This window comes from Ferrovibrio sp. (assembly GCF_025869515.1).
GTDB lineage: Bacteria > Pseudomonadota > Alphaproteobacteria > Ferrovibrionales > Ferrovibrionaceae > Ferrovibrio.
The window spans coordinates 1-12,112 of the sequence record NZ_JAOZVR010000034.1 but is presented as its reverse complement, the minus strand read 5'-3'; the positions used below and the strand labels follow the sequence as shown (position 1 = coordinate 12,112).

General features: G+C 62.4%; 15 protein-coding genes. 11 read left to right on the top strand and 4 right to left on the bottom strand.

Annotation, left to right across the window (positions count from 1 at the left end):
- The 4 genes from OJJ21_RS04925 to dusA form a co-directional block, all read right to left on the bottom strand.
- On the bottom strand, positions 1 to 563 hold a 563-nt coding region (locus OJJ21_RS04925), incomplete at its 3' end, for an RnfABCDGE type electron transport complex subunit B (protein ID WP_297683730.1).
- Positions 564 to 576: 13 nt separating this feature from the next.
- Complete coding sequence (gene phaZ / locus OJJ21_RS04920) at positions 577 to 1,893, bottom strand: polyhydroxyalkanoate depolymerase (protein ID WP_201398303.1); 1,317 nt, start codon at positions 1,891 to 1,893, stop codon at positions 577 to 579.
- A 175-nt stretch (positions 1,894 to 2,068) separates the two neighbouring features.
- On the bottom strand, positions 2,069 to 3,127 hold the full coding sequence (locus OJJ21_RS04915) for a RelA/SpoT domain-containing protein (RefSeq protein ID WP_297683726.1): 1,059 nt from the start codon (positions 3,125 to 3,127) through the stop codon (positions 2,069 to 2,071).
- A 60-nt stretch (positions 3,128 to 3,187) separates the two neighbouring features.
- On the bottom strand, positions 3,188 to 4,186 hold the full coding sequence (gene dusA, locus OJJ21_RS04910; RefSeq protein WP_297683724.1) for a tRNA dihydrouridine(20/20a) synthase DusA: 999 nt from the start codon (positions 4,184 to 4,186) through the stop codon (positions 3,188 to 3,190).
- A gap of 113 nt (positions 4,187 to 4,299) precedes the next feature.
- On the opposite strand from dusA, the gene OJJ21_RS04905 reads away from it, so the two are divergent.
- From OJJ21_RS04905 to OJJ21_RS04855, 11 genes are all read left to right on the top strand, one after another.
- Positions 4,300 to 5,379 carry a site-specific integrase gene (locus OJJ21_RS04905; RefSeq protein WP_297683722.1) on the top strand — a complete coding sequence of 360 codons (1,080 nt, stop codon included), beginning with the start codon at positions 4,300 to 4,302 and terminating at the stop codon, positions 5,377 to 5,379.
- Positions 5,380 to 5,419: 40 nt separating this feature from the next.
- Positions 5,420 to 5,785: a hypothetical protein gene (locus OJJ21_RS04900; RefSeq protein ID WP_297683720.1), complete on the top strand. Its 366-nt coding sequence runs from the start codon at positions 5,420 to 5,422 to the stop codon at positions 5,783 to 5,785.
- Between the two features lie 91 nt (positions 5,786 to 5,876).
- A complete protein-coding gene (locus OJJ21_RS04895) occupies positions 5,877 to 6,554 on the top strand; it encodes a hypothetical protein (RefSeq protein ID WP_297683718.1) in 678 nt (225 codons plus the stop codon).
- A gap of 125 nt (positions 6,555 to 6,679) precedes the next feature.
- Positions 6,680 to 6,940, top strand: a complete 261-nt coding sequence (locus OJJ21_RS04890; RefSeq protein WP_297683716.1) for a helix-turn-helix domain-containing protein — start codon at positions 6,680 to 6,682, stop codon at positions 6,938 to 6,940.
- Complete coding sequence (locus OJJ21_RS04885; RefSeq protein ID WP_284465488.1) at positions 6,940 to 7,188, top strand: helix-turn-helix domain-containing protein; 249 nt, start codon at positions 6,940 to 6,942, stop codon at positions 7,186 to 7,188. The genes OJJ21_RS04890 and OJJ21_RS04885 overlap by 1 nt, the downstream gene beginning before the upstream one ends.
- Entirely contained in the window at positions 7,185 to 8,066 is an 882-nt protein-coding gene (locus tag OJJ21_RS04880; RefSeq protein WP_297683713.1) for a hypothetical protein, read from the top strand. Before OJJ21_RS04885 ends, OJJ21_RS04880 begins: the two co-directional genes overlap by 4 nt.
- Positions 8,067 to 8,678 (top strand): hypothetical protein, encoded by a 612-nt coding sequence (locus OJJ21_RS04875; RefSeq protein WP_220638951.1) that lies wholly within the window; start codon positions 8,067 to 8,069, stop codon positions 8,676 to 8,678.
- Positions 8,679 to 9,288: 610 nt separating this feature from the next.
- Complete coding sequence (locus tag OJJ21_RS04870; RefSeq protein WP_297683708.1) at positions 9,289 to 10,521, top strand: phage major capsid protein; 1,233 nt, start codon at positions 9,289 to 9,291, stop codon at positions 10,519 to 10,521.
- A 12-nt stretch (positions 10,522 to 10,533) separates the two neighbouring features.
- A complete protein-coding gene (locus OJJ21_RS04865) occupies positions 10,534 to 11,064 on the top strand; it encodes an HK97 family phage prohead protease (protein WP_297683706.1) in 531 nt (176 codons plus the stop codon).
- Positions 11,064 to 11,255 carry a hypothetical protein gene (locus OJJ21_RS04860; protein ID WP_297683704.1) on the top strand — a complete coding sequence of 64 codons (192 nt, stop codon included), beginning with the start codon at positions 11,064 to 11,066 and terminating at the stop codon, positions 11,253 to 11,255. The genes OJJ21_RS04865 and OJJ21_RS04860 overlap by 1 nt, the downstream gene beginning before the upstream one ends.
- 40 nt (positions 11,256 to 11,295) lie before the next feature.
- The coding region (locus OJJ21_RS04855; protein WP_297683702.1) for a terminase TerL endonuclease subunit at positions 11,296 to 12,112 on the top strand (817 nt) is incomplete at its 3' end.

Below are 12,112 nucleotides of genomic sequence, written 5' to 3'. Positions count from 1 at the left end.
GGGGGCGCCGCCAGCGCCTGCTGCTCTTCGCGCTCCAGGCGCTCCCGCCGCGCCCTGTAGCGCGCGCGCGCCTGCTCGGCCTGCAGTGCGGACCAGGCGGCCCAGCCGGTGGCCTGGCCGCTGGCGCTCTCCATGCGGATGCAGTCCACCGGGCAGGCGGGCAGGCACAGCTCGCAGCCCGTGCAGTGCGGCGCGATCACGGTGTGCATGCGCTTGTTCAGGCCCAGGATGGCGTCCGTGGGGCAGGCCTTGACGCACAGCGTGCAGCCTATGCACCAGTTCTCGTCGATGACGGCCACGGCGCGCGGCGTCTCCTGGCCATGGGCCGCGCTCAGCGGCAGCTCGGGCCGGCCGGTGATCGCCGCCAGGCGCGCAACGCCCTGGGCTCCGCCCGGGGGGCACTGGTTGATGCCGGCCTCGCCGCTGGCCACCGCGTGCGCGTAGGCCGCGCAGTCGGGGTAGCCGCAGCGCGTGCACTGGGTCTGGGGCAGGGCGGCGTCGATGCGCTCGGCCAGGGCCTGCAGTGCTGCGGCCGGTAACGACGAGGCCTGCGCCAGGGCCATGGCTGCGCTCCGTTCAGGCGGCGGCGGTGCGCACGCGGCGCACGCGCACGGCCCCGGCCGGCTGCCCCGGCTGGTTGGCTCGGATGAAGTCGCGCACCTTGGCATACACATGCTTGCGCCAGCGGCGGCCGCTGAAGATGCCGTAGTGGCCCGCGCCCTTGACCTCGCAGTGCATGCGGCGCTCGGGCGCGATGCCGGAGCACAGGCCCTGGGCGGCCTCCGTCTGGCCGCTGCCGGAGATGTCGTCGAGCTCTCCCTCGATGGTCAGCAGGGCGGTGTCGGCGATGTCCTGCGGGCGCACGCGTTCGAGCTTGCCGTCGGGCGAGCGCACGTCCCAGGTGCCGTTGACCAGGCTGTAGTCCTGGAACACGGTCTTGATGGTTTCGAGGTAGTAGTTGGCATCCATGTCGAGCACGGCGTTGTACTCGTCGTAGAACTTGCGGTGGGCCTCGGCGCTCGCGTCGTCGCCCTGGATCAGGTTCTTGAAATAGTCGTAGTGGCTGGTCGCGTGGCGGTCGGGGTTCATGGCCACGAAGCCCATGTGCTGCATGAAGCCCGGGTAGACGCGGCGCCCCGCGCCGGGGAAGTTGCTGGGCACGCGGTAGATGACGTTGGTCTCGAACCACTTGAAGCTGCGCTGCGTGGCGAGGTTGTTGACCGCCGTGGGCGAGCGGCGCGCGTCGATGGGGCCGCCCATCATGGTCATGGACAGCGGCGTGGTCTCGCCGCGGCTGGCCATGAGCGAGACGGCGGCCAGCACGGGCACCGTGGGCTGGCACACGCTCATCACATGGCAGTTGCCGTACTTCTGCTGCAGGTGGCGGATGAATTCCTGCACGTAGTTGACGTAGTCGTCGAGGTGGAAGTCCCCCTCGGACAGAGGCACGAGGCGCGCGTTCTTCCAGTCGGTGATGTAGACCTTGTGGTCTGAGAGCATGGAGCGCACGGTGTCGCGCAGCAGCGTGGCGTAGTGCCCGGACAGGGGCGCGACGACGAGCACCACGGGCTGTTCCTTGAGCTTGAGCAAGGTGTCGGGGTCGTCGGAGAAGCGCTTGAAGCGGCGCAGCTCGCAGAACGGCTTGTCGATTTCCACGCGCTCGTGGATGGCGCAGCTCACGCCGTCCACGTCGACGGTGCGGATGCCGAACTGGGGCTTCTCGTAGTCCTTGCCCAGCCGGAACAGCAGTTCGTAGCCGGCCGACATGCGGTGCGCCAGCTGGGTTTCACTGAAGGGGGACAGCGGGTTGCTGTAGAACTTGGCGGCCGCTTGCGCCAGGTCGGCGAAGGGCTCCATCAGGGTGCGCTGGGTTTCGTAGAGGGTGTACAGCATGGGGCTTGCGCATTTTATGTTGCAGTGCAATATGTTAGTGCTTGCACAGCCCGGCGCGTAGAGGAAAACTCTCAGCCAACGTCTCGCATGCGACAATTTTTCAACTTGTCTTCACAGTTTTCTGATAGCGCATACCGCTTTGCCGGTGGGCATTTCCGCCGTTTTTGACCTGTATCTAGACGTACGGCGCCCCCTGCAGCCATGCCTCGAAGGCCTCGCGCGAACTGTTGCGTAAAGCACGCCGGAACAGCTGTTTGTCGCCCAGGTACAGGCAGTGGCGGATCACGGTGAAGGGGGTGAAGCTGCCCTCGGGGTTGTGTTCCTCGTAGAACTGCTTGTAGCGCTTGACCGTGGCCAGGGTCTCGCGCATCAGCGCATTGAAGCGCGAGCGGGTGATGCCCGGCGACCAGGCCCGGATGTCGTCCACGAACTGGTCCACCTTCCGGGCGTCGAACTCGGCATCCTTGAAGAAATGGTTGGCGGTCTTCAGGAAGGTGAAGGCATCGAGCTCGCTGCCGGGCGCCGGCGCCCGCGCGGTGCCGGATTCGGGTTCGGCGGCTTCGTCGGACGCGCGCTGCAGTTCGGCGGCAGTGGCGTCGCGGATCTGGCGGAACTCGCGGTCGGCCAGCTCGAACAGCGCCGACAGCACGTTGATGCGGCGCTTGAGCTGCGCGGGGATCGATTTCTTGTACTTGATCTTGTGGTCCAGCACGCTCCAGGCGTCCTGGATGATGGTGCGCACCTGCAGCTCGAACGGCTGGCTGGCGTAGGCCGCGTTCCGGGGCAGCGCCGCCTGCTCGGCGTTGAGCCGCAGGTCCAGGTGCAGGCCCTTGTAGCCGAACGAGGCCTCGGTGCCCTCCATGGCGCTGACCTTGTCGGTCACGTCGATCACGTCGAAGTGCGACTGCACGATCTGCGCCACCTTCTCCAGCTCGTCCTCGTAGAGGCAGACCACGCGCACGCCGATCAGGTCGGTGATGTAGTGGCGGATCTCGTAGGGCGTGCCGCTTTCCTCCAGCGCCGTGCGGTACTTGCGCGAGAACTTGTGCACGCATTCGTCGCGGTCCTTCACGCGGCCCTCGATCTTGGCGATGTCGATGTGGCGGGCCTGGGACAGGATGGACTGCAGCAGCGCCATGAAGAACGCGCAGGCCTGCTGCAGCGCCGGCAGCTCCCGCGCGTAGAAGGCGTGGAAGGCGGATTCCTCGTGTGCGGGCTGGATCGCGGAAGACATGGGGCGGGCGGGGAAAGGAGGGCTTCGCAATGGTAGGGCAGGACGGGCCGGCGCCCCCTATCAATCCTTGGCTGGCCTGGTGCGCGCCAGCGCCATCACCTCGCGCGCGGGCAGGTGCTTCAGGCGGTGGTCGCTCCACACCTGGCGCCAGCGGCGCGCGCCGGGCAAGCCGTTGCGCAGGCCCAGCATGTGGCGCGCCACGGCGTACCAGTGCGTGCCGTGCGCGGCGGCCTCGCGCTCCATGTAGGCCACCATCTCCTCCTCGACCTGCTCGCGCGTGAGCGTGCCGGGCTCGGCGCCGAAGAACACCTCGTCCCAGCGCGCCAGCCACCAGGGGTTGTGGTAGGCCTCGCGGCCCACCATCACGCCATCGACCAGCGCCAGCTGCTCCAGCACGGCCTCGTCGGTCTGGAAGCCCCCGTTGATGGCGATGGTCAGCTGCGGGAAGTCGAACTTCAGCCGCGCCGCCACCTCGTAGCGCAGCGGCGGAATCTCGCGGTTCTCCTTGGGCGAGAGCCCCTTGAGCCTGGCGTTGCGCGCATGCACGATGAACACGCGGCAGCCCGCGTCGGCCACCGTGCCCACGAAGTCGCGCACGAAGCCGTAGTCCTCCGCCTGGTCGATGCCGATGCGGTGCTTGACGGTGACGGGCACGTCGACCACGTCCACCATGGCCTTCACGCAGTCGGCCACCAGCCGCGGCTCGCTCATCAGGCAGGCGCCGAACGCGCCGCGCTGCACGCGCTCGCTGGGGCAGCCGCAGTTGAGGTTGATCTCGTCGTAGCCCCATTCGGCGCCCAGGCGGGCGCTGTGCGCCAGGTCGGCCGGCTCGCTGCCGCCCAGCTGCAGCGCCACGGGGTGCTCGGCCTCGCCGAAGCGCAGGTGGCGCTGCACGTCGCCGTGCACCAGCGCGCCGGTGGTCACCATCTCGGTGTAGAGCAGGGCGTGGCGCGACAGCAGGCGGTGGAGGTGGCGGCAATGCTTGTCCGTCCAGTCCATCATCGGCGCGACGCTCATTCGCCACTTGCTATATTGTTGATTTATAAGGCTTTTTTCCACTTGCTACTGCTTAATATTTAGGCAACGTGTGCAATAGTTAACGATAAGTGCACACGAAGTGCACGCAAAAGTGCAGAATCTGGGCATCAACCAATGCACACGACTGCACACGCATGGCGACATTTTCTCAACTCCCGTCCGGCAAGTGGCGCGCACAGATTCGCAAGGCTGGCCTGTACCGCGCAGCGAGCTTTGCCACCAAGCGCGAGGCCAAGGACTGGGCCACCCAAGTGGAGGCGCAGCTCAACCACATAGCGACCGGCGGATATGCGCCAGTCCCGAAGGGCGCCACGCTGGGCGACCTGATCGACAAGTACCGCGAGACAGCAGCGCAGCGGGCAGGCAAGACCAAGGAGGCCACGCTACTGATGCTCGGGCGCGAGCTGGGCAAGGTGAAGCTGGCCAACCTCAACGCCGTAGTGCTGCGCGACTTCATCGACCGCCGCCAGGATGACGGGGCAGGGGGCGTGACGATAGCGGCTGACCTTTCCTTTCTGTCGGCGGTTCTCAAGTGGGGGCGCCACGCCCGCCAGCTCGATATTAACGACCGACTGGCCTTGGACGCCCGCGCCAGTCTCCAGCATCGTGGCCTTAAGACCCGCAGCAAGGAGCGCGACCGGGAGCCTACCGACGAAGAACTGAGCCGCATCTATGGCCTGTGGGCGACGATGAAGCGCCAGCAGCTCCCCATGCAGACGATTTGCCAATTTGCCCTCGCCACAGGCATGCGACAGGGCGAAATCACGCGCCTGGAAATCGAGGACATAGACCAGCAGGCCAAGACTGTGGTGATCCGCGACCGCAAAGACCCGCGCCAGAAACTTGGCAACGATCAAACCGTTCCGTTGCTGCCGGACGCCTGGGCCATCGTGGAGCCGATCATCAAGGAGCGCAAAACCGGCTTTCTGTTCCCCTACGACGGGCGCAGCGTGTCGGCATCCTTCACGCGAGCCTGCCAGGAGCTGGGCATCGAGGACTTGCACTTTCACGACCTGCGGCACCGCGCAACCGCACAGTTTTTCCGCATGGGCCTGGATATTCCCCGCGTGGCGCTGCTGACCGGGCATAAGACATGGGCCATGCTGCGCCGCTATACGGCCATCAAGCCATCGGACGTGCACGACGCAATCAAGAAACCGGCAAGCCCTGCGCCGGATCATGCAGGGCAACAAGACGGCGAACGGGAAGCCTGAGAACAACCCGCCCGCCTGACCATCAACAAAGGAACTGAAAATGGCTGATACCAATACTACTCCAGACAAAGAACTTGACGCTCTCTATGAAAGTGTTTTGAACTGCGAGCCAGCAATTCCACCGGAGGAGGTTGAGCCTTTGGCCAACTTGGTGATGAATCAAGAGCGTGTAGGGCGGCAATGGCGTTTGACAGCGCTTATTGCAGGTAAGGACGGGGCATTCTTCTCAGACATTGCCAACAACGCGGCGGCGGCGCAGGCGTTCGCCCATTGCGTAGACGCATTGCATGATTTTTCAAGCCTGCTTCGAACTATGGCCGATTTGTCAGATTGCGCCGCAGCGCGAATTTCGACCGCAGGATGCAATCACGAGGATTTCATCAAATGGATGGCTGAGGAAGCCTAACCCCATTCGCCAGCCCTAGGTTGATCCCCGAAAACCCGTTTCCCTGACGGGCTGGGCTGGCACCTTTTTACAGGGAGCGTGAGGGAACGCTATGACAGGCACCGACGAGGGAATTTTCGTGATTCTTACCAACCTCGTGAACAAAAAGGAGGGGGAACTCAGAGAGTACTGGAAAGATATTTTCCTCGCAGAAGACAATGACCCCTCGTTTGAGGATGCAGAGCTGGAAATAGCAGATTATGTAGATGATAAATCTGACAATCGGAAGTTGTTGCACTTGGCATTAAGAAAGTCACTTGATGACGAAGAACTTGCTAGTGAGTTGCCGGAGGGCATTCGTCGTATCGCCTCTTGTGAGCCGGTCGACTATAAAATTAATGCAACTGAGCTTGAAATTAGGGTAAGTCTTTTGTTGGCTATGAGCTTATTAAAAGAAGCCAAGCGCTCTTTATCCGTGCAAGACGTAAAAAACAGCATTGCATGGTTTGGACATGTGAGTTTCTGGGCTGGAGTTCATGTAGCTGCGTATTCCGCACAACAGAGAGATTGGCAACGATTGGACAAAGCGGCCGAGGCAAGGCGGCGGACTGACCCTAAGCAAGCCGCTAAACAGAATGTTCGTGATTGCTGGGAGGTATGGCGGCAAAAACCAGAGCAGTACAAAAGCAAATCGGCGTTTGCAAGGGCTATGCTGGACAAATATGAAGAACTAGGAAGCCAGCGAGTAATCGAGCGCTGGTGCAAAGAATGGGAATCTGAACCCAGCTAGCAGAGTACGTACCCAGCCAGCAGAATACGTACTCTGCTAGCACGGTGCTATATATTTTATAGCTGATTGAAAGCACCATTCACCCATCAACCACTTAGGCGTTACGCCAGAAAGGTAATGGGAAAATGGAAGCACAAGCCGCCACCGAAAACCAGCTAGATCGCCTGCGCAATATCGCGGACAAGCTGGATTGTCTGACTGAGACAGACATCATGCTTTTGGGCAAGCTGTCCCAAAGCACCGTTGAAGCCTGGCGCAAGCGTGGCCAGGGCCCGGCCTATATCCTGCTAGGCAATCGCTACCTGTACCCGCGCAAGGCAGTGGCGAAGTATTTGGAAAGCATTACCCGCGAGCGCACCAGCGTTTCCGCAAAGGAGGCGCTGTAATGTCTAAATCCACCGCGACCCGCGAGCAGTACAAGCGCATTATTGAGGCCCTGCGCCTGCGTCCCCAAACGTCCTACGACCTGCGCCGCCTGGGCATTTACCAAGCCCCGGCACGCATCAAGGAACTGCGCGACAAATTCGGCTACAGCATTACCACCGACCCCGTGGTGATCGTGGATCGTGACGGCTATCACCATGCGCGTGTGGCTCTCTACACGCTGGTGGCCGAGCCGGAGGTGGGCCTGTGAGTGCGGTTTATCGTGCCAGCACGTTAAAACGCGAGCGCCGAACCAAAGAGCGCCTAGAGCAGCTTGATGCGCAGATCATCGCCGTCCTGAAAGAAGATCATCCGCAGTCGGTGCGCCATGTGTTCTACCGCATGACCGATCCGCGCTTGCCTGAGCCGGTGGAGAAATCCGACCGGGGTTATCGGCACGTTCAAGACCGCTGCGTCAAACTGCGCCGTTCTGGCCGCATCCCGTACCACTGGATCGCGGACATGAGCCGCCGAGGCTATTTCACCAACACGTTCTCGGACGCGGGCGACTTCATCCGCAGTATGGCCGGGCACTATCGTGCCGACCTGTGGCGCGATGCTGATTACCGCTGTGAAGTATGGGCCGAGTCTCGTTCTATTGCTTCGGTGCTGACCGACACATGCGAGGAGCTGGCCGTCAGTCTGTACCCCTGTGGGGGGTTCGCCAGCCTGAGCTTTGCCCATGCTGCTGCCGAGGAACATAACGGCGACGATGACACGCGCCCGCTGATCGTGCTCTACGTGGGCGACTACGACCCCGCCGGGGTGCTGATCGACCGCGCCTTGGAGCGGGAATTGCGCACCCATCTGCGGGCAGATATTCCTATGGATTTCCGGCGCATCGCCATCAACGAGGAGCAGGTGCAGGAGTTCGACTTGCCCACCAAACCGCGCAAGGAGGGGGACAAGCGCAGCCAGCATATCGAATACACCGTGGAAGCCGAGGCCATGCCTGCGCACGTCCTGCGCGACATCCTGCGCGCCAATGTGGAGGTCTTGTTGCCCGAGAACGCCTTGCACGTCGCCAAGGTGGCCGAGGCCAGCGAACGGGCGCACCTGGCCCGCATGGTCAAGATGCTGGGAGGCTAGATGGCGCACAAGAAGCCTTCAGACCCCCGAGGCGGGCATGTGCGCCTGTACTGGACGCTGATCGACAGCCTTGCATGGCGGGCGCTGTCCTACTCTAGCCAGTCCGTCTATATCGCCATGCGCCGCCGATTGCAGTCCACCAATAACGGCAACATATCCGCCGCGCTGGGCGATATGAAGCACTACGGCATCACCACCAGCGCCACGCTGGCCAAGGCCCTGCGCGAGCTGCAAACGGTGGGCCTGATCGCTGTCACGCGCCAGGGCGGCATTGCCTACGGGCGACAGGTGTGCAGCCTGTACCGCTTCACCGACGAGGCCGTCTATGAGCAGCCCAAGGTGGGCGTGAAAGCCTGCCAGGCTACTGATGATTGGAAACGCTTTGAAAAGCTGGCCGAGGTGAAGGGCGCCATCAAGAAAGCGCATGCCGATGCAAAACGCCAGCCCGACAAAAACAAATCAGGCCTTCAGAAATTGAAGCGTACCGATTCAGATTCTGAAGCGTTGAGCCGATTTAACGATTCAGATTCTGAAGCAGTTGCCGTTTCACTTGTTCAAAAACTGAAGCAGGCGAGTAGGGCTAAAAAAGCCGCTAACCCGCATGCAGCCTAGGTTTCCAGCGTTTTCACCATGTCGGAAACACTTTGTTGCCCTGCTTCAGATTCTGAACACCTATGCATGTTGCCACCCATAGAGGTGGCATGTGTGCAGATGGTGGAGCATGTTGGAGGAAGGAAAACCACGGGCGGCCCACGACTGCCACGACGAGCACCCGGCATTGCCACGGCATCAAGAACCGATGCAACGGCATGCAACGCCATGCAACGCCACGGCATGCCGGCCGCCTGCTACTAGCAAGGGACTAGCAAGGGGCTTGCACTGTGCTGGCACCGTGCGCAACCGTTGCGGAACCCATGGCGAACCCAACGCTAACCCATGGGTTTGACGCGTCAGTGACGCGTGCTGACGCGTGACGTTGAACGGACGTTGAACGACCGTTTCCGTAACGTTACGCCCACCGCAGGAAATGCACCCCCACAGATTTATCGTGCTGGCACGTTAAACCCCCCTCAAAACCCCCCACCCGCCCCGAGCGGGTTTTTTTACGATCACCTATTGATTTCACATTGCGAAATGTGATAATAGGCACATTCCGCATTGTGAGATTTGCATTTCATGAAGTGGAATCTATCAACCCTTCTCTTTGCAAAGAAAGACCCACATGCAACTGCACGAAATCCGCGAAGCACGCGCCGCCAAGGTGGCCGAAGCCCGTTCCCTGCTGGCCAACGCCAACGGCCAAAACCTGACGCCCGAGCAGCAAACCAAGTTCGACGCCATCAAGGCCGAAATCACCGCCCTGGAAGGCCAGGAAGCGCGTGCTCAATTCGTGGAAGAAGCCGAGCGCCGCAGCGTGGGCCAGCCGGTGGACAAGCCGCGCCAGGACATGGAAGGCCAGGTCAACGTGCTGGACGCCATCCGCTGCCAGATCGAGAACCGCGCCGCATCCGGTGCATTGGCTGAGTTCCAAGCCGAGGCCAAGCGCCAGGGCATCGAAGCCCGTAACGGCGGCATCCTTGTCCCGACGTCCATTTTCGAGAAGCGCGCCACGATGACGACGACCGGCGCCGCTGCCGTGGTGCCGGATGACTACAAGGCTTCGGAGTTCATCGGCTTGCTGCGCAATTCGATGATCGTGAAGAGCCTGGGCGCCAGGGTTTTGAGCGGACTCAAGGGCGATACCATTCTGCCCAAGGCCACGGGCGCGGCGACCGCCTTTTGGATTGGCGAGGGCGACAGCCTGACGGAATCGGGCACCACGTACAGCACCATCAAGCTGGAGCCCAAGACCGTGGGCGCGCTGACTGCCTTCTCGAGAAATCTGGCGTTGCAGTCCAACCCTTCGATTGAAGCTCTGCTGCGCGACGACATCGCCGCAGTCGTGGGCCTGGCCGTGGACAAAGCCTTGCTGCATGGCACAGCAGCCGCCAAGCAGCCGGTGGGCATCCTGAACGTGACCGGCATCCAGACTGCATCCCTGGCGACTCTGACATGGGCCGCCATCGTCGGCATGCTGGAGAAACTGGGCCTGGAGAACATCTCGCCCAATGCCATCGTGACCCATGCCAAGGCCGCGACGAAGCTGCAAACCACGCTAAAGGACGCCACTGCTGGTAGCGAGTACCTGATGCAAGGGGGCCGCGTGGCTGGCCTGCCTGCCTACGTCACCAACCAACTGGACGCCAAGACCGGCACCCCCAACACGGGCCGCGTGATCGCTGGCGACTTCTCGCAAATGGTGATCGGTGAGTGGGGCGCCACCGAAGTGCTGGCCAACCCCTACGCCGCTGGTTACTACGAAAAGGGCGACGTTCAACTGCGAATCATGCACAGCATGGATGCCGTGGTGCGCCATCCCAAGGCGTTCGTGGTGGCTGACGACCTGGGCCTGTAAGGAGGGTTGCGAATGTTGGAACTACGCGGACACGGCACGCTACAAGCGACCGGCAAGACTCTGCACGGCTACGCCGCCGTGTTCAATTCCGAGGCCAACCTGGGCACATTCTCCGAGGTGATCCGCCCTGGCGCTTTCGCCAAATCGCTGGCGACGGGTTCCAACATTCGCGCCCTGTACCAACACGACGGCACTGCCCTGCTGGGCACCACCCGAGGGGGCACTTTGCAACTGCGCGAGGACGCCAAGGGCCTGGCCTTCACGCTGGCATTGCCCGACACCAGCCACGGGCGTGACCTGGCCATCCTCGTGGATCGTGGGGACGTGCAGGGATGCTCTTTCGGGTTCCGCGTGGCCCCTGGTGGCGACCGCTGGGAGGAACGGGGCAGCACGATGGTGCGCGAGCTGCTGGACGTTGACCTGGCCGAAATCACCTTGACCAGCGACCCGGCCTATTCGGACACCACCGTGGCCATGCGCTCCAAGCCTGCCCAACTGCGCGTGCATAGCGACCCCAATTTCCTGTGGCTGGAGCTGTACTGATGAAGAACATCATCACCCGCACCTTGAGCGCCATCGGCCTGGAGCGCCGCAGCACCAACATCGGCGTGAACGGCTGGCCCATCGTGCCCGCTGCTGGTGCCGTGATGCACAGAACCGCGCAGCGTTCTACAGCAGCGGCATTACAGCGGGATGGATGCTCAAGAGCGAGGCCCGCAAGCTGGAGAACCTGAACGCATCATCGGCCTGCCCATGAATACCGAGTATCGAGCCATGAGCGCCGAGGCCAAAACAGCGATGGGCGCGAGTCCCCTGCTAATCATTGGCGACGAATGGGGCCAAGTGCGTGGCCCGCAGGATGATTTCATTGACTCCTTGCTGACCAGCCAGGGCGCCCATGAAAACCCCCTGCAAATCATTATCTCGACTCAAGCGAGCGGGGACGCGGATTGGCTCAGTGTGCAGATTGACGACGCCAAGCGTAGCCAAGACCCGCGCATCGTGTGCCACTTGTACGCCGCGCCCGAGGGGTGCGACCTCATGGATGAGAGCGCATGGCGAGCAGCCAATCCAGCCCTTGGCATCTTCCGCTCCGAGGACGACCTACGCGAGCAAATGCAGCAGGCGCAGCGCATGCCGAGCATGGAAAACAGCGCCAGGAATCTGCTTCTCAACCAGCGAGTTTCGACTGAATCGCCTTTTGTCTCGCCGGACGTGTGGAAGGCTTGCGCGGGGGGTGTGTCCAATTTTGGGCAGTCCCCCGTATTCGCTGGCCTTGACCTATCTGCCCGAACCGACCTTACCGCCCTGGTGCTGATCTGCCAGGACGACGATGGCGTGTGGCAAGTGCAGTCCCATTTCTGGACGCCTGAGCAGGGCCTACAAGACCGCGCCCGCCGTGACCGCGCACCCTATGACGTGTGGGTGAAACAAGGCTTTCTCCGTACCACGCCAGGCGCCACGGTTGACTATGCCCATGTGGCCGCCGACATGCTGGAGATTCTGGACGGCCTGGACGTGCAAGCCATTGCATTCGACCGCTGGCGCATCGGTGAGCTACGCCGGGAGCTGGATCGGCTGGGCGTGGAGC